Consider the following 24,265-nt stretch of genomic DNA (forward strand, 5'->3'; position numbering starts at 1 on the left):
TCGCGGATTTCACATCCAGGTCAGGGTGATGCCCTTGGTGGCGAGCCAGGCTTCGAAGTTGTGGCCGTGGGCGGCGATGCCGTCGATGGTGCCGGTCGCGGATTCGATGGCCTGCTGGGCTTCGGTGAGGGTGAGGTAGCCGGCGGCGTGGGCGGCGAGTAGTTCGTCCACGTCGAGCAGTTCGACGTCGCGGCCCTGGCGGACCACCAGGTCCAGGTAGTGGTCAACGGACTTCCAGGTGGTCGGGCCGACCTGGGCGAACTCGCCGATGTCCACGTAGTAGTCCTGGTCGCGCAGGTGCGCGGGGGTGAAGTGGAAGACGGTGGCGCGCAACGAGACCGTGGGCAGCAGCCAGGATTCGATGTAGTGGAACTCGGGATGGTCGGAGGGGCGGGCCATGTAGAGACCCCACGGCTCGACCTGATACCGCTCCACCTGCCGCACGAAACCCTTGGGATCGATATTGGTGAGCTCGTCGATATTGAAGTACTCCACCTTGGGTCGGTGCAGATCCACCGCGGGCGCCCGAGTCATGCCATTCAGCATCGCTGCTCGCGCCGCGGTCGTCCAGGGGAGCCGATGTTGCGTCGCCGACAGATTGCTGGAATCCGGTGCGGTACGGACCGAATTTCCAGGAAAGGCCATCTGAAGCGGCAATGTTTCGCTAATCTTCGGCTGCGCTGTTCCTTCGCGCGCCCGCGACCTGCCGCGCCTGGGCAGGTTGCCACGACCAAGGGAAGAACCTGCATGAACGAACACACTGCCCGCGCCCGACGGGTGGGCCTGGGGGCCATGACCTTCGGCGCGGTCGCCGGGACCATCGTCCTGGTGGCGCCGCAGGCCGGTGCCTGGCCGAGCAACCTGGAGGTCTCGGGTGGCTCGACCCACAATGTCGGCTGCTCCTACACGCTGACCGCGACCGTCGAGGTCGACCGCCTGCTGTCGGTGACGTTCAAGGACAACGGCACCGAACTGACGGGCAGCCCGGTCTCGCCGTCGATCTTGAGCAACAAGGTGACCATCAACTGGACGCCCAGCACCCCGGGATCGCACACCCTGACCGCGACCCAGGATCTGATCTCCAAGTCGATCGCGGTCGACGTGTCGCCCGCCAGTAGCTTCGGCAGCTTCGGCTGCGGGCTCAATGGACTGCTCCCGAGCCTGTCCGGCTAGTCGGAGGGCGGACAGACCCGAGGCGCCCGGCCCCCTGGGGACCGGGCGTTTCTCATCTCTAGAGCCAGGTCAGCGTGATGCCGTGGCGGGCCAGCCAGGTGTCGACGCTGTGGTCGCAGCCGGCGATGCCGTCCACCACCGCGGCGGCCCGTTCGATGGCCCGGTGGGTCTGGGCGGTGTCGAAATAGCCCGCGGCGTGGGCGGTCAGCAGATCGTCGATGCCGACCAGTTCGGGCACCTGACCGGGGCGGGCCACCACGTGCAGGTAGTGGCCCTCGGCGCGCCACTTCTTGGCCGCGCACGGGCCGTACTCGCCGATGTCGAGGTAGTAGGTCTGGCCGCGGCTGTGGCCGGGGCGCAGGTGATAGACCGTGGCCCGCAGCGTCAGCTCGGGCAGCATCCAGGTCTCGATGTAGTGATAGCGCGGGTTGTCCACGGTCCGTTCGACATACAGACCGAACGGTTCTGCGTGGATTCGCTCCACGGGGTGGAGAAACCCGCGATAATCGGTCCACGAGAGATCCGCGAGATTGAAGTATTCGAGCCTGGGGCGATGCGGTGACACTCCTGCAGTGTTGCCGATCGTCGCATTGGCGCGTGCGCCATTGGTGGAATTGCGCTGTGGCGTATGCAGACCGGCCATCGCCCTGCCTCTTTTCGAATCGTGCGACCAGCGAGCCCAGAGTACACCCGTGGACCCCGATTCAAACCCTCGTACACGGACTGAGATCTAGGCGACATCGACGCGCCGAGAGAGCGTGAAAACCCTTGGCGTGGGAGCTAATTCGGACATTGGAAGTTCTTTACCCAATTGGGTGCGAGACTAGAGAATCGACGCGGTGAAAGGCCGCCGCGGGCGCGCCGGCACATTCCGGGCGACCGGACCCGAACGTGCCCGAATCGGCGGGCCGGGAACTTGTCGGTGGGTGGTCCTAGGCTGGGGGCATGGCTTTCGCAACCGAGATCCCGGACGACCTCCCGCTGGCGCATTCCGAGCACCGGCCCATCGGGGAGATCGAACGTGTCGAGGGCCGGTTCCAGGTGGTCAGCGAGCACAAACCCGCCGGTGACCAGCCGGCCGCCATCGAAGAGCTGGAGCGGCGCATCCGCGCGGGGGAGAAGGACGTGGTGCTGCTGGGCGCCACCGGCACCGGCAAGTCGGCCACCACGGCGTGGCTGATCGAGCGGCTGCAGCGCCCCACCCTGGTCATGGCCCCCAACAAACTGCTGGCCGCGCAGCTGGCCAACGAACTGCGCGAGATGCTGCCGCACAACGCGGTGGAGTACTTCGTCTCGTACTACGACTACTACCAGCCCGAGGCGTACATCGCGCAGACCGATACGTATATCGAGAAGGACAGCTCCATCAACGACGATGTGGAGCGGCTGCGGCATTCGGCCACCTCGAGCCTGCTGTCGCGGCGCGATGTGGTGGTGGTCGCCTCGGTGTCGTGCATCTACGGCCTGGGCACCCCGCAGTCGTATCTCGACCGCTCGGTGCAGCTCGAGGTGGGCCAGGAGATCGACCGGGACCGGCTGCTGCGGCTGCTGGTGGACGTGCAGTACACCCGCAACGACATGTCCTTCACCCGCGGCTCGTTCCGGGTGCGCGGCGACACCGTCGAAATCATTCCCTCCTACGAGGAATTGGCGGTGCGCATCGAATTCTTCGGCGACGAGGTCGAGGCGCTCTATTATCTGCATCCGCTGACCGGTGATGTGGTGCGGCAGGTGGATATGGTCCGCATTTTCCCGGCCACCCACTATGTCGCCGGGCCCGAGCGCATGGAACGCGCGGTCCGCGATATCGAGGCCGAACTCGACGCGCGGCTGGCGGATTTGGAGAAGCAGGGCAAATTGCTGGAGGCGCAGCGGCTTCGGATGCGCACCCAATACGACCTGGAAATGATCAAACAGGTCGGCTTCTGCTCCGGTATCGAGAATTACTCGCGGCATATCGACGGCCGCCCGGCGGGGTCCGCCCCGGCGACGCTGCTGGATTACTTCCCCGAGGATTTCCTGCTCATCATCGACGAGTCGCACAACACCGTGCCGCAGATCGGCGGCATGTTCGAGGGCGATATGTCGCGCAAGCGGAATCTGGTGGAGTACGGGTTCCGGCTGCCGTCGGCGGTCGACAACCGGCCGCTCACCTGGGAGGAATTCGCCGACCGGATCGGGCAGGCGGTGTACCTGTCGGCCACGCCCGGCCCGTACGAATTGGGCCAGACCGGCGGCGAATTCGTCGAACAGGTCATTCGCCCGACCGGGCTGGTGGATCCGCACGTGGTGGTGAAGCCGACCAAGGGCCAGATCGACGATCTGGTGCACGAGATCCGGCTGCGCGCCGAGCGGGACGAGCGGGTGCTGGTCACCACCCTGACCAAGAAGATGGCCGAGGACCTGACCGACTATCTGCTGGGTCTCGGGGTGCGCGTGCGATATCTGCATTCGGAGATCGACACGCTGCGGCGCGTGGAGCTGCTGCGGCAGTTGCGACTGGGCGAATACGACGTGCTGGTCGGCATCAACCTGCTGCGCGAGGGTCTCGACCTGCCCGAGGTCTCGCTTGTCGCCATCCTCGACGCCGACAAGGAGGGCTTCCTGCGCTCCTCGACCAGCCTCATCCAGACCATCGGCCGTGCCGCGCGCAATGTCTCCGGTGAGGTCCACATGTACGCGGACAAGATCACCGACTCCATGCGGCACGCCATCGACGAGACCGAGCGCCGCCGCGCCAAGCAGGTCGCCTACAACGAAGAGCGCGGCATCGACCCGAAACCCTTGCGCAAGAAGATCGCCGACATCCTCGACCAGGTCTACCGCGAGGCCGAGGAGACCGAGGTCGAGGTCGGCGGCTCGGGCCGCAATGTCAGCCGCGGCCGCCGGGCCCAGGGCGAGCCCGGCCGCGCCGTCAGCGCCGGCGTCTACGAGGGCCGCGACGTCAAGAACATGCCCCGCGCCGAACTCGCCGACCTCATCAAGGACATGACCGCCCAGATGATGAACGCCGCTCGCGAACTCCAATTCGAACTGGCCGGCCGCCTCCGCGACGAGATCGCCGACCTCAAGAAGGAGCTACGCGGCATGGACGCCGCCGGCCTCTCGTGAGAAACGCTTGCGATCCCACGGATGACGGACTGCCAGGATCCGAGCGAGCAGCATCGTCGTCCTCGATCGCCACAGCGGCAACCGATTTCGTGGCGATGAGGGTAACTCGCCGGGGACGTCCGGAATCGGGTTGGCGCCTCACCGCCGGCACGGGTTGCGGGCGGCTGACGGCACTCTGCCGTCCGCTAAAGGTCCGGGGAGGCGGAATTGGCCATCCACTCGTTCACGCGGCGTTCGGCCTCCTCGCGGGAGACGTCTTCGACGCGGGTCATGACGATCCAGCGGTGGCCGAAGGGGTCCATGACGCGCCCGTAGCGGTCGCCGGTGACGAAGGTGGCGGGCTCGGACACGAAGCGGGCGCCGTGTTCTCGGGCCAGCGCGGAGACCGCGTCGACGTCGGGGCAGTAGTGCACGACGCTGGCGTGGACCCAGTCGTCGGCGGGGGCGCGCAGGCCCTCGTCGGGCATGGGCATGCCGAGCTGGATGGTGGAGTCGCCGATGAGGAGTTCGGCGTGGGCGGCCTGGCCGTCGGGAAGATCGTTGCGGCTCAGCAGTTTCGCGCCGAACACGGCGGAGTAGAAGTCGATCGCGGCGTTGGCGTCGGGGACGGCCAGGAAGCAGGTGATGGAGTGGTAGCCCTCGGGGATCGGATTCACGGTGTCGCTCATGCGAATTACTCTCGTCGACGTGACGTGGCGGGTCTTGTAAGAAAGCGACAGCGGGTATGACCGGCGGTAATGACGAGGTGCGGTTCGATCCGCGGCCGGTGCCGCCGCCGGAGACCGCGAAGGGCATCCTGCGGCCGCGACAGCAGAACGCGGCCAACAACCACGCCCGGCTGCCCGCGGGGGAGCGGGTCGCCCGCTATGTCGAGTGGTACTGGGCGGTGCGCTGGGACCGCCGGGGCCAGCCGCCGTTCGCCGCCGAGGTGCTGTCGTACCCGTGTGTGAACCTGACCTTCGAACGCACCCACGAACGCACCGGCGCCTTCGTCACCGGCGTGTGGACCACCAAGTACGTGCGCGAATTGGCCGGGGAGGGTGAGACATTCGGGGTGAAGTTCCGCCCCGGCGGCTTCGGCGCGTTCACCGGCCTGGACGTCGGCGCCTACAGCGACACCTCGGTCCCGGCGGCCGAGATCTTCCCCGGCGCGGACGCCCTGGGCGAAACCGTCCTCGCCACCGCCGACCCGCTGCACCGCCGCACGGTGATCGAGGACTTCCTGGTCGCCGCCCAGCGCGGGGTGGGCGACGACACCGCTTACCGCCAGGTGCTCACGATCATCGAGGCCATGGAACACGATCCGCACCTGACCCGGGTCGACCAGGTCACCGAGCGTTTCGACATTCCGATCCGCACCCTGCAGCGCCTGTTTCGCCGCTACGTCGGCGGCAGCCCGAAATGGGTGCTGCGCCGCTACCGTCTGCAGGACGGCGCACAGCTGCTGGCCGAGGGCCGCACCTCCGACCTGGCCGCGCTGGCGCTGGAACTGGGCTACTTCGATCAGGCCCACTTCTCCAACGAATTCGCCAAGGAGATCGGGATGCCTCCGCTGGAGTACGCCCGGACCTCGCTACCATCCTGAAACCCGCTGGCCCGGGAATTTTCACGCCGCCGATGAAGTTGGTTGCCGTATCAACCGAAACTGGTCGACCGTCGAAGGAGTGGGTCATGGACGTAGTGGTGTTGATCGGGCGGATTCTGTTCGTACTGCTGTTCCTCAGTTCGGGTTTCGGGCATATCGCCCAGCGGCAGACCATGGCGCAGTACGCGCAGTTCAAGGGTGTGCCGATGGCGGCCATCGCGACCCCCGCCTCGGGCGTGCTGCTGCTGGCCGGTGCGCTGAGCGTGCTGCTGGGCGTGTGGGCCGACCTGGGCGCGCTGCTGCTGGTGATCTTCCTGGTGCCGACGGCCGTGCTGATGCACGCGTTCTGGAAGGAGACCGACCCGCAGGCCAAGCAGACCGAGATGATCTCGTTCAACAAGGACATCGCCCTCGCCGGCGCGGCGCTCATGTTGTTCGCCTTCTTCGCCCACACCGGCACGGATCTCGGATTGACGCTCACCGGACCGCTTTTCAGCCTCTAGATCCGATCCGGGCGCGTTAGTATTGCGCGTCATTGATCCGGCCGGCGGGAAGAGGTTCGTATGTCCTTGATGGACTCGGCCATCTTCGGCGCGATTCTCAGCTGGTTGTGGGCCGAATATCGCGAGCTGTGAAGCAAGGCGAAGTCACTGTTCGGCGGGCCGTTCGTTGTGAAATCTCACAGCGAGCGGCCCGCGGCGGCTCCGGGGTGATATCGGGCTTGTGACGAATCTCCCAGCGCCGCAACATCGTTGGCATTGTGTGTGCCGCGTCGCGAAGTCCGGCGGAATTCGCTGGTAGCCGAGGCCATGCTTCGGCGGCGTGCGCGATTTCCGCGGAACCGAACGCGCCACGGAAGTGTGATGTGTTGCGATATCGAAAATTTCCGCCTCTTATGCCGCTATTGTCAGGCGAAGTTGCCGCGGCGGTAACCCCACCGTCGTGGACGCCGCGGCCCCGACCCTTGTACTTGGAGGAGAAATGACCGCCTACCGGACGATCGTCGTCGGTACCGATGGCTCGGACTCGTCGTACGTCGCCGTCGAGCGGGCCGCGGCTCTGGCCGGTGCCGAGGGCGCCACGCTGTACATCGCCTGCGCGTATTTCCCGACCGACGACCGCGATGTGGCCGCCGCCGCCGACGTGCTGAAGGACGAGGCCTACCAGGTGCGCGGTTCCGCGCCCACCAGCGAGATCCTGCGCGTGGCGCGGGACAAGGCCGTCGCCGTCGGCGCGGCCAACGTGGTGGAGCAGGCCGTCGTCGGCGAGCCCGTCGAATCGCTGCTGGACCTGGTCAAGAAGGTGGAGGCCGACCTGCTCGTCGTGGGTAACCGCGGCCTCAACACCCTGGCCGGCCGCCTGCTGGGCTCGGTGCCGTCGGATGTGGCCCGCAAGAGCCGCTGCGACGTGCTGATCGTGCACACCGTGCGCTGAGCCGCCGCCGAACCGCTGAATCGACGAAGCGGCCGAACCCGATCGGGTTCGGCCGCTTCGTCGTTCGCGGACCCGGGCGCCAGCACCTCGAGCTGGCTCAGCCCAGCGGGTGCAGCACCTGCGGCAACTCCGCCGAATGCACGACGGCCAGCCGCTGGGTGGCGCGGGTGAGCGCCACGTACAGATCGTTGAGCCCGCGCGGCGACTCGCTCAGGATGCGATGCGGTTCGGCGAGGACGACCGCGTCGAACTCGAGACCCTTGACCTCGTGCACGGTGAGCACCCGCACCGAATCACCGCTCAGGTGAGCGAGTTCCGGCGCCAGGTCGTGCGGCACGATGACCGCGGTGGTGCCCGGCTGGTCGGCCTCGGCCGCGATCTGCCGTTTGATCTCGTCGCCGAGTTCGGTGGCCGCCACCCGGGTGGCGGTGGGCTCGAAACCGGAGTCGCGCACCGAGCGCGGCGCGGGCGCGGCCGGGTCGATGGCGGCCAGCACGTCGGCGGCCACCGCCATGATCTCCGACGGCGTCCGGTAATTGACGGTCAGCTCGGTGAGCTTCCAGCGTTTGGCCACATACGGTTCCAGCACCTGCTGCCACGAGGACGCGCCCGCCGGATCGCCGGTCTGCGCCACGTCGCCGACTGCGGTGATCCACCGATTCGGGATGCGCCGCATGACCATTCGCCACGCCATCTCCGAAAGCTCTTGCGCCTCATCGACGATGACGTGCCCGTAGGTCCAGGTGCGGTCGCCGGCGGCGCGTTCGGCGGTGGTCTGCCGGGTGCGCACCTGCTGGCGTTCGGCCAGCTGGGAGGCGTCGATGAGGTCGTAGGCCATGAGCAGTTCCGGGTCGAGGTCGTCCTCGAGATCCTGTGGCGCGGAACCGGTCAGGATGTCGAGGGCGTCCTGGGCCTCGGCCAGCTGGGCGCGCCAGCGCCGGCGGGAGCGCTCGCGTTCCTCGCTGTCGTCGATGCCGAGCAGTTCGGCGAGCTCGTCGAGCAGCGGCGCGTCGGCGTCGCTGAATTCGCCGCTGTCGGAACGATAGAGCTCGGCGCGATCGGCCGCGCTCAGCTGTCCCGCGGCGTTGGCCAGGCGTTTGGGATCGGCCCACAGCCCGCCCAGCACCTCCTGCGGGGTGAGGATGGGCCACAGCCCCGCGATGGCGCGCTGGATCTCCGGATCGGCGCGCATCTCGTCGCGGATCTCGGTGAGATCGGTCTGGCTCAACAGGTTTCGTCCGCCCAGCGGGTTGGCGCCGATGGCGGCGGCCAGCTGATCGGTGAGCGCGTCCACCACCGACGCGGCGAAGATGGGCCGGGCCAGATTGTGGGGACGACGCGAGGAGCGAGCGCGCCCGCGGGCCTTGGTGACGATCTTGCGATCGAGTTCCAGCTGATGCCCGTCGAAGTAGAGCCGGATCGGCTCGCGCGGCACCTCCTGCCAGTCGCGCACCGCCTTCTTGAGCACCTCGAGCATGGCCAGCGAGCCCTTGAGCTCGCCGGCGCGCAGTGAATCCTCCAGGGTCGCCCGCACTCCCGGATACAGGTTGCCGATGGTGGACAGCAGCACCCCGGTCTCGCCGAGCGAGGGCAGCACCTGGCCGATGTAGTCGAGGAAGGTCGAGTTCGGGCCGATGATCAGCACGCCCGCCTTGTCGAGCTGCTGACGGTAGGTGTAGAGCAGATACGCCGCGCGATGCAACGCCACTGCGGTCTTGCCGGTGCCCGGCCCGCCCTGCACCACCAGCACGCTCTTGTGCTCGGAGCGAATGATCGCGTCCTGCTCGTGCTGAATGGTTTCCACGATGTCGTTCATGTGCCCGGTGCGGGCGGCATTGAGCGCGGCCAGCAGGGCGCTCTCGCTGCCCACGCCGCCGTCGCCGCCGACCACGCCGGCCCGGCGCGCGGCATCCAGATCGAGGTATTCGTCGTTGAGCGCGGTGACCTTGCGATTGCGCGAGCGAATATGGCGACGCCGGGTCACGCCGTCGGGCGCGGCGGTGGTGGCCAGATAGAACGGGCGTGCCAGCGGGGCGCGCCAATCCAGCAGCAGCGTCTCGTAATCCGCGGATTCGTCGAGGATGCCGATACGGCCGATATAGCGATTCTCGCCCTCGGCGCCGTCGCCGGAATCGTCGGCGGCGATATCGATGCGGCCGAAGCACAGACCGTGCTCGGCGGCATCGTATTTGGACAGATCCTCGGAATAGAGCTGGGTGAACGATTCGCGTTCACTGCGCGCCTGCGGGGTGCCGCCGGTTTCCAGCAGCACCGTCCGCAGCCGGCGCTGGGCGTAGGCGCGCATACCGTCGAGCTGTTCGTAGAGCTTCGTGAGGTACTGCTGTTCGCGCTCCATGTCCGGCGATACCGCGTCGGCGGTTTCTGACACAGAACGCTCCTCGGTGAGGTCGGGCAAAACGGAACTCCTTGTTCACCACGTCGGCCGGCACGGCACGCGAAGCATCGAGAACAGAGTTATCGAGTCTAGTTCGCGTTCGCGGCCGGTGCCGTATCGCCGGGCAATCGTGACGTGAAGCTCAGGAAGCGTGGGTGCTGTCGCTGCGGCGGCTCAGCGGCCCACTGGGGTGACTGGGCGGTTTGGCACGGTACATGGCCAGGTCGGCGTCGTGCAGCACGGCCTCGGGAGTGCGGCCGTCGTCGGTGTGCAGATGGGTGACGCCGATGGAGGCGTCGACCTGGATGCGATGCCCGCGCGCGATGATCGGCTCGGCCATGGCCTGGCGCAGCCGCGTGATCAGGGCCTCGAGGTCGTCGCCGCGGGTGCGCCCGGACAGCAGCACCAGGAATTCGTCGCCGCCGATGCGGCCCACGATGTCCTCGGCGCGCAGCCCGCGCTGCAACCGCTGCGCCACGATCTGCAGCACGGTGTCGCCGATGGCGTGCCCGAGGCTGTCGTTGATGGCCTTGAACCCGTCCAGGTCGATGAACAGCACGCTCGACACCGACAGGTTCTCGGTGGTGCCCAGCGCCGCCGACAGCCGCGACAGCACCAGCGCCCGATTGGCCAGCCCGGTGAGCGGATCGTGGGTGGCCTGATACTCCAATTGCCTTCGGCTGGCCCGGTATTCGGTGATGTCGTTGAACGAGGACACGGCCGCCGATCCGGGATCGTCCGGATTGAGCAGCCGACTGTTGGCCGACAGCCAGCGCCGCTGCCCGTCGGGGCGGTCCAGCCCGAACACGAACCGGGTCACCGTCTCCCCGGTGGCCAGGGTGCGGATGACCGGATACCAGGAGGTGGGCATCGGCTGGGCGTTGGCGTCGAGCAGCCGCAGCGGGATGTCGTAGATGTGGGTGCCGACCAGATCGTCGGCGTCGTAGCCGAAGATGCGGCGCGCGGCCGGGTTCGCGGATTCGATGCGCCCGTCCTTGTCGATCACCACCACGCCCTCCTCGAGCTGCGAGACCACGGTGGCGAAGAACTGCTCGGCGCGCTGCTGGGCGGCCTCGGCGGCGCGCTGCGCGGTCAGGTCGTGCACCACGACCTGGTAGGCGAGGTGGTCGTGCCAGGCGGTGAGCACCGAGACGGTCTCGACGTCGACGCGGCCGCCGTCGCAGCGGCGCAGGGTCATCTCGGTGGGCACCGACGCGGTGCCGGCGATGGTGAGACGGCGAATGCGCTCGAGCATGGGTGCCACGGAATCGGGTTCGACGAAGTCCATCACCGATCGGCCGATGACGTCGTCGGGGGTGTCGGCCACGAGCAGGCGCAGTATGGCGGGATTGGCGTAGACGACGGTGCCGCGTTCGTGGACCACGATTCCGTCGGGGCTGTAATCCACCAGGGACCGGTATCGCTGAGCCAGTTGTTCGGCGTCGGCCGGGTCGTTCGCCCGTTCGTTACCCGCCACTTCTCGCACCCCCTGCTCGTCGTTGCAACACCTCGCTGGAGCACGGCACCATGGTCGATATCTGAAAAGTTGCTAGTGCACGTCGCCAACGGTATTGAATGAATCACAGTCCTGCACGGCATCGGCCCGCGATTGGTGATCATTACGGGCAACGGCCCGAGAGGAGCGATGCAAATGCCTGGCACCATTCGTGAACCCGAGACCACAAATCGCCATCAAGATCATATGACGATCGCCGGAATCGGAGCCGTCACCGGGTACGGCTGGGGCCGTGAAACGCTGTGGGAGGGTTTGCTGAGCGGCAAACCCGCCGCCCGGCTCTTCCCAGGGTACGGCCCGGAACGCAACCGCAACGGATGGGTTGCCCGCGTGCCGGAAGGCGGCGATCCGGACTTGCCGGACAGCCGCTACATTCGCGCGCTGATGGGCGCGTCGCGCGAGGCGGTGGCCGACGCGATCGCGCGCGGCTGGCGGCCGGGCCGCACGGTCGGGCTGCTGCACGCCATCGTGCTCGGCAACGTCTCCGAGTGGCGCGACTTCTACACCGTCGACGGCGGGCAGCGGCGCTCCCGCGACTACCTCCGATTACTCCCGTCCACCCCGGTGGCGATGCTGATGAGCGAGTTCGGTTTCCACGGCCCGGCCATGAACGTGACCGCCGCCTGCTCCTCGGCCAATGTCGCCATGATCACCGCGCACATGTGGCTGGACCAGGGGATCGCCGACGACGTGCTGGTGGTGGCGACCGACCTGTCCGGGATTCCGGAGATGGTGCAGCCGTTCGTCTCCCTCGGCGCGGCCGTCGACGACACCGACCCGCTGGACGCCTGCCGTCCGTTCCAGGAGGGTAGCCGCGGCTTCGGCTTCGGTGAGGCGTCGGTCGGATTCGTGGTGACCCGCGACGCCGAGCGGCCGTATGCCGCGGTGCTGGGCGGCGGCATGTCCAACGACGGCCATCACGTGATCTCGGTGGAGCCGTCCTACGAGCAGATCTTCGACTGCGTGCGCCGCGGCCTGGCCGCGGCCGGTGTGCGAGCCGACGAGGTCGCCTGCCTCAACACCCACGGCTCCGGCACCGCGCAATGCGATTCGGCCGAAACCGCTTTGCTGGCACGGCTTTTCGACGATCGCCCGCAGGTGGTCGCGCTCAAACCGCTGGCCGGGCACTGCCAGGCCGCCTCCGCGGGGGTCGAATTGGCCGCCGCCGCACTCGGATACGAACGCGGCCTGCTGGTGTCCTCACCCATTGTCGCCCCCGCGCACCCCCGCCTGGTCGACGGTGTCCAGCACGGTGTGGACGGCATCACCGTCAAGACCGCGCTCGGCATGGGCGGCCACAATTCCGCGGTGGTACTCGGCCCGGTTCGCTGAATGCCCGGTCAGTGCAGGGGCACCGACCAGTGCAGTTTCGTGCCGGTGTCGCTGCCGCTTTCGTCCTCGGCGCTGTCGCTGTTGCCGGTGTGACCGTTGCCGCGCCGGGGATAGACGGCCAGGCGGCCCCCGGATTGTTCGGCGCGGCGGGCGAGATTGGTCAGCCCGCTGGGGGTGATGCCGTCGGGGATGCCGCAGCCGTTGTCGGCGACCACGATGGTGAGATCGTCGGCGACCCCGATGTCGATGGTGATGGTGTCCGCGCCCGAATGCCGGACCGCGTTCGAGACCGCTTCGCGCACAACGGCTTCGGCGTGATCGGCCAGCGCCGGTTCGACCACCGACAGTGGCCCGGTGACATGCATGAGCGCGCGGATCTCGGTGGCGGTGGTCTGCTGTTTGATGGCCCGCTCCAGCCGCTGCCGCAGCCGGGTGCTGTGCCCGTCGCCGCCGTGCAGGTCGAAAATGGAGGTGCGGATCTCCTCCACCACGTCCTGCAGATCGTTGATGGCGTCGGAAAGTCGTTGCTGCACTTCGGGTAGCCGGGCGCGCGGCACGGTGCCCTGCAGCGACAGCCCGATGGCGAACAGTCGCTGGATGACGTGATCGTGCAGGTCGCGGGCGATGCGATCCCGGTCGGTGAGAATGTCGAGCTCGCGCATGCGCCGCTGCGCGACCGCCAATTGCATGGCCAGCGCGGCCTGATCGGTGAAGGCGGCGATCAATTCCACGAGTTCGTCGGTGTAGGGCGCGGATTCGACCGCGCGCAGCGTGATCAACACGCCCAGGGTGGAATCCGGGGTGTGCAGCGGCAGCACCAGCGCCGGCCCGACCCCGGCGAGCGCGGTGCCCAGATCGACGTAGCGGGCGTCGTCGAAACGCAGGGGAGTGCGGGTGGTCAGCGCCTGGCCGACGGCGGTCCCGGTGGCGCGCACCAGCTGCCGGGGCGTCGGCGTCTCACCCGGTCCGGACCATTGCGCCACCACGAGTTCGGCGACCTGTTCGGGCACGTCGTCGGGGTCGACGACGGCCAGCAGCGCCCGCTCGGAGGCGGTGAGTTCGCGCGCGTGCTCGACCACGTGCGCGAGCACCTTGCTGGGTTCGGTGTCGGCGAGGAACTCGGTGGCGATGTCGCGGGTGGCCTCGATCCACGCCTGCCGGGTGCGGGCCTGCTCGTAGAGGCGGGCATTGTCGACGGCGATACCGGCCGCGGCGGCGAGCGCCTGCAACAGCACCTCGTCGTCCTCGGTGAAGGGATGGCCGCCGGATTTCTCGGCCAGATACAGGTTTCCGAAGACCTCGCCGCGAATCCGCACCGGCATGCCCAGCAGGGTATGCATGATCGGATGGTGCTCGGGAAAGCCGACCGCGGCCGGATGACGTGACAGATCGTCCAGCCGCAGCGGTTCGGGCTTGTCGAGCAGCAGCCCCAGCACGCCGTGGCCCTCGGGCAGATCCCCGATCAGCACCCGGGTCTGTTCGTCGACGCCGTGGAAGATGAACTGGCTGAGCTGTTTCTCGTGCCCGCGCACCGCCAGCGCCCCGTAGCGGGCGTCGACCAGGATGGTGGCGGCGCGCACGATGGTGCGCAGGGTCTGGTCCAGATCGAGCCCGGAGGTGACCGCGAGCATGGCCTCGACCAGCCCGTCGATGCGGTCGCGGGCGTCGATGATCTGTTCGACCCGGTCCTTGACCTCGGTGAGCAATTCGCGTAATCGCAGCTGCGAGAGCGTTTCACGCACCGAGTAGGGGCCGGTGCGGGGGATGTCGTGCATGATTGTCCTGCGGTCCGGCGGATGCGACACGGCTTCGGAATTCTATGCGGGGGCAGGTTGCCGAAAGGTTGTTATGCCGAACGTGGCTGTCCCGTACGCAGTTTCGAGGCCAGCACGGCGGCCTGGGTGCGCCGTTCCATGCCGAGCTTGGCCAGCAGCCGCGAGACGTAGTTCTTGACGGTCTTCTCGGCCAGGAACATGCGCTCGGCGATCTGCCGGTTGGTGAGGCCGTCGCCGAGCAGGTCCAGCAGTTTGCGTTCCTGATCGGTCAAACCGGCCAGCGGGCCGTCGAATTCGGTGCTGCGCCGCAGCCGTGCCATCAGGGCGGCCGCGGCGCGATTGTCCAGCAGCGAGCGGCCGGCGCCGACCTCCTTGATGGCCTTGGCCAGCTCCATGCCCTTGATGTCCTTGACCACGTAGCCGCTGGCCCCGGCCAGGATGGCGTCCATCATGGCCTGCTCGTCGGTGTAGGAGGTGAGGATCAGGCAGCGCAGATCGTCGATATCGGCCAGCAGGTCCCGGCACAGTTCGATGCCGTTGCCGTCGGGCAGCCGCACGTCGAGCACCGCCACGTCCGGACGCAGCGCCGGGATGCGCGCCAGCGCCTGGGTGACGTCGCCGGCCTCGCCGACCACCGTGAGTTCGGGGTCCTCCTCGAGCAGATCGGTCAGACCGCGGCGAACGATTTCGTGATCGTCGACCAGAAAGACTTTGATCACGACGGCCTCCAGACTCATCGGTATCACGGACGCGCGTGGGCGGCGCGGGTGTACCGGCCAACGTAACCCGCGGCGCGACAGCGTGATACCGCCGAAGGTCCCTAATTTTTCGGCAAGTGAACGAGCGATGATTTTTTATCGGAGACTTTTCCCTGAAAGTGGTCTGCTTTGGGACTTTCGGCACTGTCGAGGGCGGGGGCGGTGTGTTGCCATGGAGTCGGGTTGCCGGGTCGGAACACGGAAGCGGGGTCGGAAAATGGGCGCGTTCGAGGTGTGGTCGAGTGGATTGGATCCTGATTTCGTGGTGACCACACACGGGCCCGTCCCGTCGGGGGAAGTGACCCGGGTGGTGCGCGGGCTGGGCAGAATCCTGCGCCGCCACGGGGTGGAAGGGCCGGTGCGGGTACGCCTGCACTGGCCCGACTCCGACGACGACACCACACTCGTCCAGGCGAGCATCCGAACGCTGGGGAAGGCGTTCCGGGTGCAGGTCGCCGGGCCGGGCCGGTTCGCCGCCACCTTCGCGCTGGAACGGCTGGACCGGCGGCTGGGCTGCCCGCCGGACGAATTGTCAAGGCCCTGGCCGGATCCCGCGCGGCCGTCGCTCTCGGCGGTCACCGCCACCCGGCCGATCGTGCGGCGCAAGGACTGCCGACTACAGGTGGCGACGCCCGCGGCGGCCGCGCGGGTGCTCGACGCCATGGACTACGACGCGCACCTGTTCATCGACGCGGACACCGGCGCCGAGGCGGTCGTCTGCTGGACCGGACCGCTCGGGGTGCGCACGGTCGCGCGGCTGCGCGATCAGGTCCCGGCGCTGCGCGAGGACGAAGCGGTGGCGCGACTGTGCACCAGCGGGCTGCCCTATCTTTTCTTCACCGACTCCGACGCCCGGCGCGGCCGGCTGCTCTACCGCCGCTTCGACGGAGATCTGGCGCTGGTGACCCCGGCCGGCGCGGAGGAGCGCACGCGTGACCGCGATCGCGGATTACAACCGCGCGCGATCGCGAGTTGCGTGCGGCGTTCGCTGCCGAACACCGCGATGTGGCCCAGTGCCGTCGCCCTGTCGGGCGGGGGCGGCGGTACTGTGGTCGGTACCGCCGTCGAGAAGCTGGCGTGAGCCGTGTCCGCGCTCGTCGTTCGCCGAGCGCCCGGACCTGAGCATCCGGCAATAAACACGCTGTGACCAGCGTTTCAAGCTGCGTATCCGAACTTGTCGGTGGGTGCCCCTAGCATGGCGCTGGGGGTAATTCTGGGTAGCTGAAACGTTGGAAGGATGGCCAGTGGCGGATCGCCTGACGGTGCGCGGAGCGCGGGAGCACAATCTCAAAGGGGTCGATCTGGACCTACCCCGCGACAGCCTCATCGTTTTCACTGGGCTGTCCGGTTCCGGGAAGTCCTCGCTGGCCTTCGACACCATTTTCGCCGAGGGGCAGCGCCGCTACGTCGAGTCGCTGTCCGCGTACGCGCGGCAGTTCCTCGGTCAGATGGACAAGCCGGATGTGGACTTCATCGAGGGCCTGTCCCCGGCGGTGTCCATCGACCAGAAGTCGACCAACCGCAACCCGCGTTCCACGGTCGGCACCATCACCGAGGTCTACGACTATCTGCGGCTGCTGTTCGCGCGCGCGGGCACCCCGCACTGCCCGGTCTGCGGTGAGCTGATCGCCAAGCAGACCCCGCAGCAGATCGTGGACCAGGTGCTGGCCATGCCGGAGGGCACCAAGTTCCAGGTCCTCGCGCCGGTGGTGCGCACCCGCAAGGGCGAATTCGTGGACCTGTTCGAGTCGCTGAACTCACAGGGCTATTCGCGCGTCCGGGTCGACGGCGTGGTGCATCCGCTGACCGACCCGCCCAAGCTCAAGAAGCAGGAGAAGCACGATGTCGAGGTGGTCGTGGACCGCCTCTCGGTCAAGCCGAGTTCCAAACAGCGCCTGACGGATTCGATCGAGACCGCGCTGCGGCTGGCCGACGGCATCGTGGTGCTGGACTTCGTGGATCGCGACGAGCACGCCCACGATCGGGAGCGCCGCTTCTCCGAGCGGCTGGCCTGCCCCAACGGGCACCCGCTCGATATCGAGGATCTGGAACCGCGGTCGTTCTCCTTCAACTCGCCCTACGGCGCCTGCCCGGATTGCACGGGTCTGGGCATTCGCAAGGAGGTCGATCCCGATCTCGTCGTGCCCGATCCGGAGCTGAGCCTCAACGAGGGCGCGATCGCGCCGTGGTCCCGCGGGCAGACCGCCGAATACTTCACCCGTCTGCTGTCGGGCCTGGCCGAGGCCCTCGGCTTCTCCATGGACACGCCGTGGAATCAGTTGCCGCTCAAGGCCCGCAAGGCGGTGCTGGAGGGCAGCTCCGAGCAGGTGCACGTCTCCTACACCAACCGCTACGGCCGCAAGCGTTCGTACTACGCCGATTTCGAGGGCGTGATGCCGTTCCTGCAGCGGCGCATGGACGCCACCGAGTCGGAGTCGATGAAGGAGCACTACGACGGCTACATGCGCGACATCCCGTGCCCGGTGTGCAACGGCGCGCGCCTGCGGCCGGAGATCCTCGCGGTCACCCTGTCGGCCGGCGATCAGCGCCGTTCCATCGCGGATCTGTCGGATCTATCGATCGGGGAGGCGGCGAAGTTCCTCAACACGCTCACCCTCGACGAGCGGCAGGCGGCCATCGCCGCGCAGGTGATCAAGGAGATTCAGGCGCGCCTGGGCTTCCTGCTGGACGTCGGCCTCCAATACCTGACGCTGTCGCGGGCGGCGGCCACGCTGTCCGGCGGTGAGGCGCAGCGCATCCGGCTGGCCACCCAGATCGGGTCCGGTCTGGTGGGCGTGCTGTACGTGCTGGACGAGCCGTCCATCGGCCTGCATCAGCGCGACAATCGCCGGTTGATCGAAACCCTCACGCGCCTGAAGAATCTCGGCAACACCCTCATCGTGGTCGAGCACGACGAGGACACCATCCACGCCTCGGACTGGGTGGTCGACATCGGCCCGCTGGCCGGTGAGCACGGCGGCCAGGTGGTGTACTCGGGTCCCTACGAGGGGCTGTTGAAGGACAAGCAATCCCTCACCGGCGCTTACCTTTCCGGTCGCGAGCAGATCGAGGTGCCGCTGGTGCGGCGGCCGATCGACAAGCGCAAGCAGCTCACGGTGGTGGGCGCGGTCGAGCACAATCTCCGCGACATCGACGTGAGTTTCCCGCTGGGCGTGCTCACCTCGATCACCGGCGTCTCGGGTTCGGGTAAGTCGACGCTGGTCAACGACATTCTGGCGACGGTGCTGCAGAACAAGCTCAATGGCGCGCGGCAGGTGCCGGGCCGTCACACCCGCGTCAACGGTCTCGATCATCTGGACAAGCTGGTGCAGGTCGACCAGTCGCCGATCGGCCGCACCCCGCGCTCGAATCCGGCCACCTACACCGGCGTGTTCGACAAGATCCGCACCCTGTTCGCGGCCACCACCGAGGCCAAGGTGCGCGGTTATCAGCCGGGCCGTTTCTCCTTCAACGTGAAGGGCGGCCGCTGCGAGGCGTGCTCCGGCGACGGCACCCTCAAGATCGAGATGAACTTCCTGCCGGACGTGTACGTCCCGTGCGAGGTCTGCCACGGCGCGCGCTACAACCGCGAGACCCTCGAGGTGCACTACAAGGGCAAGACCATCGCCGAGGTGCTCGATATGCCGATCGAGGAGGCCGCGGAGTTCTTCGAGCCGGTGACCTCCATCCACCGCTACCTCAAGACCCTGGTGGACGTGGGCCTCGGCTATGTGCGCCTGGGTCAGTCGGCCCCGACGCTGTCGGGTGGTGAGGCGCAGCGCGTGAAGCTGGCCGCGGAACTGCAGAAGCGTTCCACCGGCCGCACCATCTACATCCTCGACGAGCCCACCACGGGTCTGCATTTCGAGGACATCCGCAAACTGCTCACGGTGATCAACGGCCTGGTGGACAAGGGCAATTCGGTGATCGTCATCGAGCACAACCTGGATGTCATAAAGACCTCCGACTGGGTCATCGACATGGGTCCCGAGGGTGGTTCCGGCGGCGGCACCGTCATCGCCGAGGGCACGCCCGAAGATGTTGCGGCCGTGGCGGATAGCTACACCGGTCAGTTCCTGAAGGACGTGTTGTCGGCGGCGCCGGCCGCCGCGCCCGCACCGGCGAAGAAGGCCGCCAAGAAGGCGCCGGCCAAGAAGGCGGCCCCCAAGACCGACGCTCAGGCCGCCGCCGCGAAGAAGGCGACCGCCGCCCGCCGCAAGGCCGCCGCCCTGCGCTGAGGCCCGGTCCACGACGAACGCCCAAGGCTCGGTCCACGACGCAGGCCCCGCACCGAATCCGGTGCGGGGCCTGCGGTTTTCACACCCGCGGCTACTCGGCCACGGCCAGCGGCTTGCTCAACTCCTTGACCTCGGCGATGCGGCCGAAATCGAGTTTCACGATCTGGTCGGCGCAGTCGAAGTACCGGTCGTCGTGGGTGATCACGATGACGGTCTTGCCGCGCTCCTTGAGCTTCACCAGCAGCTCCCGGTAGAACACGTCCCGGAACTTCGGCTCCTGATCGGCGGCCCACTCGTCGAACATGTAGATCGGCCGATCCTCGAGCAGTGCGGTCAGCAGCGCCAGCCGCTTGCGCTGGCCCTGCGAGAGCTGCACGGTCGACAGCCGCCCGTTCTCGACGGTGACCTTGTGGTCGATCTGCAGTTCCTTCAGGTACTTCCGGACCTGCTCGTCGATGCCGGGCTCGAAGCCCAGGTAGTCCTCGAACAGGTGGAAGTCGGTGAACACCGCCGAGGTGTTCTGCCGGAACCACTCGATATTGTCGTGATCGATGGTCTCGCCGTTGAGCGACAGGTGACCCTGCTGCGGGACGTACAACCCCGTGATCAGTTTGGCCAGCGTCGATTTGCCGCTGCCGTTGCCGCCCACGATGAAGCTGATCTGCCCGGGCTCGAAGGCCAAATCCAGTGGACCGAGGGTGAAGCCGGTGCCATCGGCCTCGGGCGGGGCGACCGGCGCGCCCATCGGCACGGGTCGCCCGCCGGTGCCGCCGTGCTCGATGAACCGGTGCCCGTTGACATCCGGGCGATCGCCACCGGGCCGCGGGCCGTGCCCGGGCGGCGGGCCGCCGGGGCGTCCGCCCGCGGGATGCGCGCCGGGCCGTCCGCCCACCGGTGCGCCGGGCATGCCGGGTCGAGTGCCCCCACCCGGGTGCGGCCGCGCACCCCCACCCGGGTGAGGTCCGGTTCCGGGCGGCGCACCGCCCGGCACGGGCGGGAACGCCGGCGGCGCTTCCGTCAGATAGTGGTAGCTGACGTCGTTGAGCTCCAGCCGCGCCGCCGTGGCGGCGGGCCGCTCGGTGTAGGGCAGCGTGGACTCGTCGTGCGCGGTCTGGATGGATAGGTTCAGCGAGCGAATCTTGGCCAGTGCCACGTCACCTCGCAGCAGGTCCGGGATGCGGTTCATGAAGTTCTGCATGGGCATCGACAGGAACGTGGTGACCAGGACATAGCCGACCATGGCGTTCTGCGGCAGATCCAGCGCGCGGGCCAGGCCGAACAGGATCAGCGCCATGGTGCCCAACTGCAGCAGCTGGCCGAACCCTTGCGCGAAGGTGAATTTCGATCCCGCGTCGACGTTCTGTACCCGCAGCTTCTCGGCCGAGCCGAGCAGATGCCGGTTCATGAAGTCGGCACGGCGCGGCCGGTGCAGCTTGAGCTCCTTGATGCCCAGCGACACCTCCTGGAAGGAGCGGATCAAACCGTCCTCGTTCTCGCGGGCGTCGCGGTACAGATGCCGCACCTTCTTGAGAACCGTTTCGACACAGGCGATTCCGAGCAGCGTGCCCGCGATGGTGGTGGCGAAGATCGGACCCGAGACGACCGCCAGGAAGATGAAGCACCCGATGATCGTGGCCAGGTCGATGCAGATGCTCGGAATGGCCGTGACCGCCTGCGACAGCGATCGCACATCCTCGGTGAGGGTCGCGATCAGGCGATGCTGCCCGAGCCGCTCGAGATGTTCGAGCGGCGCGGACACGATGCGCGCCGACAGGTCCGCGCGCAACCGGTAGATGGCCTCCTGGGCCAGTCGGATCAGCAGTACCTGCGAGATCACCCCGCTGATCAGGATGACCAGCGCGGTCGCCACGAAGGCCTGCACGGTGACGGCCGGGTGCGGTTCCGGTGACACCACTCCCCGAATCAATGTCACCAGGTAGGTATTGGCCGCACCGCAGACCAGACCGGAGGCGATGACGCCCGCGATCCGCATCCACGAGATGGAGATGAGGAATCTGATGAGTTGCATGACTGCCGTGCCTTAACTGAAGGGACCGGTTCGCCCGGATCAGGGGCGGATGATGTCGAAGAGCACGCCCTCGAGCGTGACGCCGGGCGCGAACGAGAACGCCACCCCCGTGGAGATCGGCTGCTCGGCCTGCTGCGCGATCATCTGCTCGAGCACGAAAATCAGTGAGACGCTGAGCATGTTGCCGTACTCGGCGAGCACGTCCCAGCTGACCGCCGCCCGCTCGGAGCCGAGACCCAGCGAGGCGATGGACTGCTCGATGATCTTCGGGCCGCCCGGGTGGATGGCCCATAGGTCGACATCGGACTTGGTGAGGCCATTGCGCGCCAGCACCCCGGTCACCACCGGATCCACCCCCGCGAGGATGTACTGCGGCAGGTTCTCCGACAGCTCGCAGGTGATGCCGTTGTCGTTGACGCCCAGGACGATTCCGTCCTCCGCGTCGTCGAACAGGTAGCTGAAGCTGTCGCGGATGACGACCGCGCCGGCGGGCAGCTGCTGTTGCGGGTTGCTGGCCCCGATGACCACCGCGCCGCAGCCGTCACCGAAGAGGCTGTGAATGATGACATCGTTGATGTTGTCGTCGAACACGGCATTGACCGAGCTCAGCTCCAGGCAGATGACCAGCGCCTTCTTATCCGGGTGCGCCCGAACGAAATCCACCGCCGCGCGCACCGAGTTCATGGCGGCCGCGCAGCCCATGAAGTTCACCATCACCCGGTTGATCGCGGGCGACAGGCCGAGCTGCTTGACCACGGCCACATCCACACCCGGCGCGATGAAACCGGTGCTGGTGGCGAAGACCAGCATGCCGATCTGCTCGGCGGCGTTGTCCAGGTGCGCGACCGCGCGCCCGGCCACATCCACCGCCAGCGGCACCGCGTGCTCGTAGAAGGTGTTCATCCGATCCCGGATGGTCCCGACTTCCTTGCTGTAGGACAGGAATTCGGGATCGATCGGGTCGACCGCCAGGTGCCGGGTGGTGATCCGGGTCTTCTGGTAGATCCGCGGAATCCGCGCCTGCTGCACCGGATCGGCGAACAGGCCGGCGACCTGGGCGGCGGCGTCGGCCTGCGCGAAGATCTGCCGCGGGGCGCCGGTGGCGATGGACTCGATCACGCCGACGGTGGTCGGCGGGGTGGGCGGCAACGGCGCCGGTGCGAAGGCTTCCTTGTCGAAGAAAGCGGAACCGGGTTCGCCTCCCACGAACCGGGTCGGCGACGCGGGCACCATGCCCCCTTCATCAATGGTGATAGACACGAAATACTCCCCTCGATTTTTCGATAAAGCGACCCGCGGTGCGGTCGGCGCATGTTTCGAACGCACCGCGGCTCGTGGAATCGGTTCAGACCGTTCCGATTCCGGTGAAGCCCTGCACGGTGTAGACGGCGCAGGTCTTCAGGGCAAGCGGTGAGAAGTGCTCCTTCACGAACCCCCACTTGCGTTCCACCGCGTCGTCGGACGGCGCGAGAATGTAGGTGCGAATCTGCTTCGGGAAGCGGTCGGTGAAGAAGCTCTTGGCCGGCAGCCATTCCACCCCGAACTTGGCGGACTCCTCGCGCAGCACGTCCTCGGTCGCGATGTTCGCGAAACCGCTGCGCTGGTAGGGGAGTACGTGATGCACCCGATGCGAGCTCAGCCCCGCCGACAGGAAGCAGTCGACGTAGCGGTTGCCGACCACCTTCAGGTCGTAGGCCTGCTGGATCTGATCGACGCCCCAGTCCTCGGAGTTGTGCTCGAGCTCCTCGGTCTCGACCTCGAAGTCGTGGCTGGCCACTACCAGGAAGGTCGAGATCCACAGGGTGAGCACGAATTGCAGTGCCCAGGCCCAGAAGTCGCCGGCGACGATGAACGCGATCATCTCGCCCAGCAGCAGGAACCGCACGCCGAAGGACCCGATGAAGTGCGGCAGCGCCCCGCCCCAGGTGCCGTACATGTCCTTGATGCCCACCTTGCGGGTGAGGCGGCAGACATCGAGCAGGCGCATCAGCATGCCGGTCACGGTGTGGCCGAACTTGTGCAGGGTGTGCACCGGCACCCGGTACAGCCGCGGGATGCGCATCATCATGGTGAAGACGTTCTTCTTGATGTCGACTTCACTCTGGGTGTGCGGGTGGTGCAGCAGCGCGTGGCCGTCGGCGGTCACGAAAGCCAGTGCGACGTAATTGAAGTCGAAGGCGTTCGTGTAGATCTTGTTCATGCCCTTCTGGGCCCGGTGGATGGCGTAGTGCCCGAAACCGGCCAGGCCGCTGCGCAGCAGCACCATGGCGATCACGAACACCGGCAACGGCATCCAGCTGCGCTCGAACAGCCGCAGCCCCTGCACCGCGAAGTACGCGATCGCCAGCAGCGCCACCACGATGTTGAAGTAGGTGTCCATGCGGCGGATGCGCGCGGCCAGCTCGGGTTCCTTCAGACGCGCCTTGACCTTGTGCAGCAGGTCGTCCTTGTTGTCGAAGCTGAACTTCGGGGTGTCGCGCCAGCTGTCGAAGCCCTCGTTGAACAGGAAGGCGGGAGCGTTGGCCTTGGGGTGGATGTCCTCCGGCAGCGCGTCGCGATCCAGCGAGTACTTCTTGAGGATCTTGCCGATGGCTTCCGGATTCTTGTGGTACGAACCGACGATCGAGGTGATGTCGCGGTTCTTGGTGCGCCCGATGAAGAACTCGCCGCCCGGATGCTTGGAAATCCAGTCGCTGAGGTCGTAGGCTTTGCCGTTGTAGACCCAGACGTTGGAGATCGGGGGCGGGCCGTCGAGCGGTGGGCGGCGGAACTCGTCCTGGGGTTCTTGGTTTTCGACCGCCTCAGCTGCCGGCTGTTCGATCGTCATTGCATCCCTCCACACGCAGGCACGACGGTTGAGCTTTCAGAGGAAATCGTCGCTGCCGCGCCTTGCATTTCACTGAACAATCTCTTGTAGCG

General features: G+C 67.3%; 18 protein-coding genes. 8 read left to right on the forward strand and 10 right to left on the reverse strand.

Going from position 1 to position 24,265, the window contains the following annotated elements; translation table 11 throughout:
* Window positions 1-9: 9 nt before the first annotated feature.
* Window positions 10-534, reverse strand: coding sequence for a ribonuclease FAU-1 family protein (locus tag D7D52_RS22295; protein ID WP_120744358.1), 525 nt, complete (start codon window positions 532-534; stop codon window positions 10-12).
* Window positions 535-747: 213 nt separating this feature from the next.
* Here D7D52_RS22295 and D7D52_RS22300 point away from each other — a divergent pair, with 213 nt between their 5' ends.
* Window positions 748-1,173, forward strand: coding sequence for a hypothetical protein (locus D7D52_RS22300; RefSeq protein ID WP_120739309.1), 426 nt, complete (start codon window positions 748-750; stop codon window positions 1,171-1,173).
* A gap of 58 nt (window positions 1,174-1,231) precedes the next feature.
* On the opposite strand, the gene D7D52_RS22305 is transcribed toward D7D52_RS22300, so the two are convergent.
* Window positions 1,232-1,816 carry a DUF402 domain-containing protein gene (locus D7D52_RS22305; RefSeq protein ID WP_120739311.1) on the reverse strand — a complete coding sequence of 195 codons (585 nt, stop codon included), beginning with the start codon at window positions 1,814-1,816 and terminating at the stop codon, window positions 1,232-1,234.
* 302 nt (window positions 1,817-2,118) lie between these two features.
* Here D7D52_RS22305 and uvrB point away from each other — a divergent pair, with 302 nt between their 5' ends.
* Window positions 2,119-4,284: an excinuclease ABC subunit UvrB gene (gene uvrB, locus D7D52_RS22310; protein ID WP_120739313.1), complete on the forward strand. Its 2,166-nt coding sequence runs from the start codon at window positions 2,119-2,121 to the stop codon at window positions 4,282-4,284.
* Window positions 4,285-4,469: 185 nt separating this feature from the next.
* Here uvrB and D7D52_RS22315 read toward each other — a convergent pair whose 3' ends face one another.
* Window positions 4,470-4,952 carry a VOC family protein gene (locus D7D52_RS22315; RefSeq protein ID WP_120739315.1) on the reverse strand — a complete coding sequence of 161 codons (483 nt, stop codon included), beginning with the start codon at window positions 4,950-4,952 and terminating at the stop codon, window positions 4,470-4,472.
* Window positions 4,953-5,008: 56 nt separating this feature from the next.
* On the opposite strand from D7D52_RS22315, the gene D7D52_RS22320 reads away from it, so the two are divergent.
* The 3 genes from D7D52_RS22320 (at window position 5,009) to D7D52_RS22330 (ending at window position 7,303) form a co-directional block, all read left to right on the forward strand.
* On the forward strand, window positions 5,009-5,869 hold the full coding sequence (locus D7D52_RS22320) for a helix-turn-helix domain-containing protein (RefSeq protein ID WP_120739317.1): 861 nt from the start codon (window positions 5,009-5,011) through the stop codon (window positions 5,867-5,869).
* Between the two features lie 86 nt (window positions 5,870-5,955).
* Window positions 5,956-6,372 (forward strand): DoxX family protein, encoded by a 417-nt coding sequence (locus D7D52_RS22325; protein WP_120739319.1) that lies wholly within the window; start codon window positions 5,956-5,958, stop codon window positions 6,370-6,372.
* 478 nt (window positions 6,373-6,850) lie between these two features.
* Window positions 6,851-7,303, forward strand: a complete 453-nt coding sequence (locus D7D52_RS22330; RefSeq protein ID WP_120739321.1) for a universal stress protein — start codon at window positions 6,851-6,853, stop codon at window positions 7,301-7,303.
* 97 nt (window positions 7,304-7,400) lie between these two features.
* Here D7D52_RS22330 and D7D52_RS22335 read toward each other — a convergent pair whose 3' ends face one another.
* Window positions 7,401-9,659: a HelD family protein gene (locus D7D52_RS22335; RefSeq protein WP_120739323.1), complete on the reverse strand. Its 2,259-nt coding sequence runs from the start codon at window positions 9,657-9,659 to the stop codon at window positions 7,401-7,403.
* A 181-nt stretch (window positions 9,660-9,840) separates the two neighbouring features.
* Window positions 9,841-11,175, reverse strand: a complete 1,335-nt coding sequence (locus D7D52_RS22340; protein ID WP_120739325.1) for a diguanylate cyclase domain-containing protein — start codon at window positions 11,173-11,175, stop codon at window positions 9,841-9,843.
* Between the two features lie 225 nt (window positions 11,176-11,400).
* Here D7D52_RS22340 and D7D52_RS22345 point away from each other — a divergent pair, with 225 nt between their 5' ends.
* Window positions 11,401-12,546, forward strand: coding sequence for a beta-ketoacyl synthase N-terminal-like domain-containing protein (locus D7D52_RS22345; protein ID WP_120739327.1), 1,146 nt, complete (start codon window positions 11,401-11,403; stop codon window positions 12,544-12,546).
* Window positions 12,547-12,554: 8 nt separating this feature from the next.
* Here D7D52_RS22345 and D7D52_RS22350 read toward each other — a convergent pair whose 3' ends face one another.
* Window positions 12,555-14,321: a GAF domain-containing sensor histidine kinase gene (locus D7D52_RS22350; protein WP_120739329.1), complete on the reverse strand. Its 1,767-nt coding sequence runs from the start codon at window positions 14,319-14,321 to the stop codon at window positions 12,555-12,557.
* A 71-nt stretch (window positions 14,322-14,392) separates the two neighbouring features.
* A complete protein-coding gene (locus D7D52_RS22355; RefSeq protein WP_120744359.1) occupies window positions 14,393-15,040 on the reverse strand; it encodes a response regulator transcription factor in 648 nt (215 codons plus the stop codon).
* A 301-nt stretch (window positions 15,041-15,341) separates the two neighbouring features.
* Here D7D52_RS22355 and D7D52_RS22360 point away from each other — a divergent pair, with 301 nt between their 5' ends.
* Together D7D52_RS22360 and uvrA are read left to right on the forward strand one after the other, a co-directional pair.
* The gene (locus D7D52_RS22360; RefSeq protein ID WP_187703023.1) at window positions 15,342-16,160 is read left to right on the forward strand and encodes a sigma 54 modulation/S30EA ribosomal C-terminal domain-containing protein; all 819 of its coding nucleotides are present in this window, start codon (window positions 15,342-15,344) and stop codon (window positions 16,158-16,160) included.
* Between the two features lie 163 nt (window positions 16,161-16,323).
* Entirely contained in the window at window positions 16,324-19,317 is a 2,994-nt protein-coding gene (uvrA, locus tag D7D52_RS22365) for an excinuclease ABC subunit UvrA (protein WP_120739331.1), read from the forward strand.
* A gap of 91 nt (window positions 19,318-19,408) precedes the next feature.
* Here uvrA and D7D52_RS22370 read toward each other — a convergent pair whose 3' ends face one another.
* The 3 genes from D7D52_RS22370 to D7D52_RS22380 form a co-directional block, all read right to left on the reverse strand.
* Window positions 19,409-21,346, reverse strand: coding sequence for an ATP-binding cassette domain-containing protein (locus D7D52_RS22370; RefSeq protein WP_120739333.1), 1,938 nt, complete (start codon window positions 21,344-21,346; stop codon window positions 19,409-19,411).
* A 39-nt stretch (window positions 21,347-21,385) separates the two neighbouring features.
* On the reverse strand, window positions 21,386-22,606 hold the full coding sequence (locus D7D52_RS22375; protein WP_246023221.1) for a type III polyketide synthase: 1,221 nt from the start codon (window positions 22,604-22,606) through the stop codon (window positions 21,386-21,388).
* A gap of 85 nt (window positions 22,607-22,691) precedes the next feature.
* Window positions 22,692-24,173, reverse strand: coding sequence for a fatty acid desaturase (locus D7D52_RS22380; protein WP_120739337.1), 1,482 nt, complete (start codon window positions 24,171-24,173; stop codon window positions 22,692-22,694).
* Between the last annotated feature and the right edge of the window lie 92 nt (window positions 24,174-24,265).

This window comes from Nocardia yunnanensis (assembly GCF_003626895.1).
Lineage (GTDB): Bacteria > Actinomycetota > Actinomycetes > Mycobacteriales > Mycobacteriaceae > Nocardia > Nocardia yunnanensis.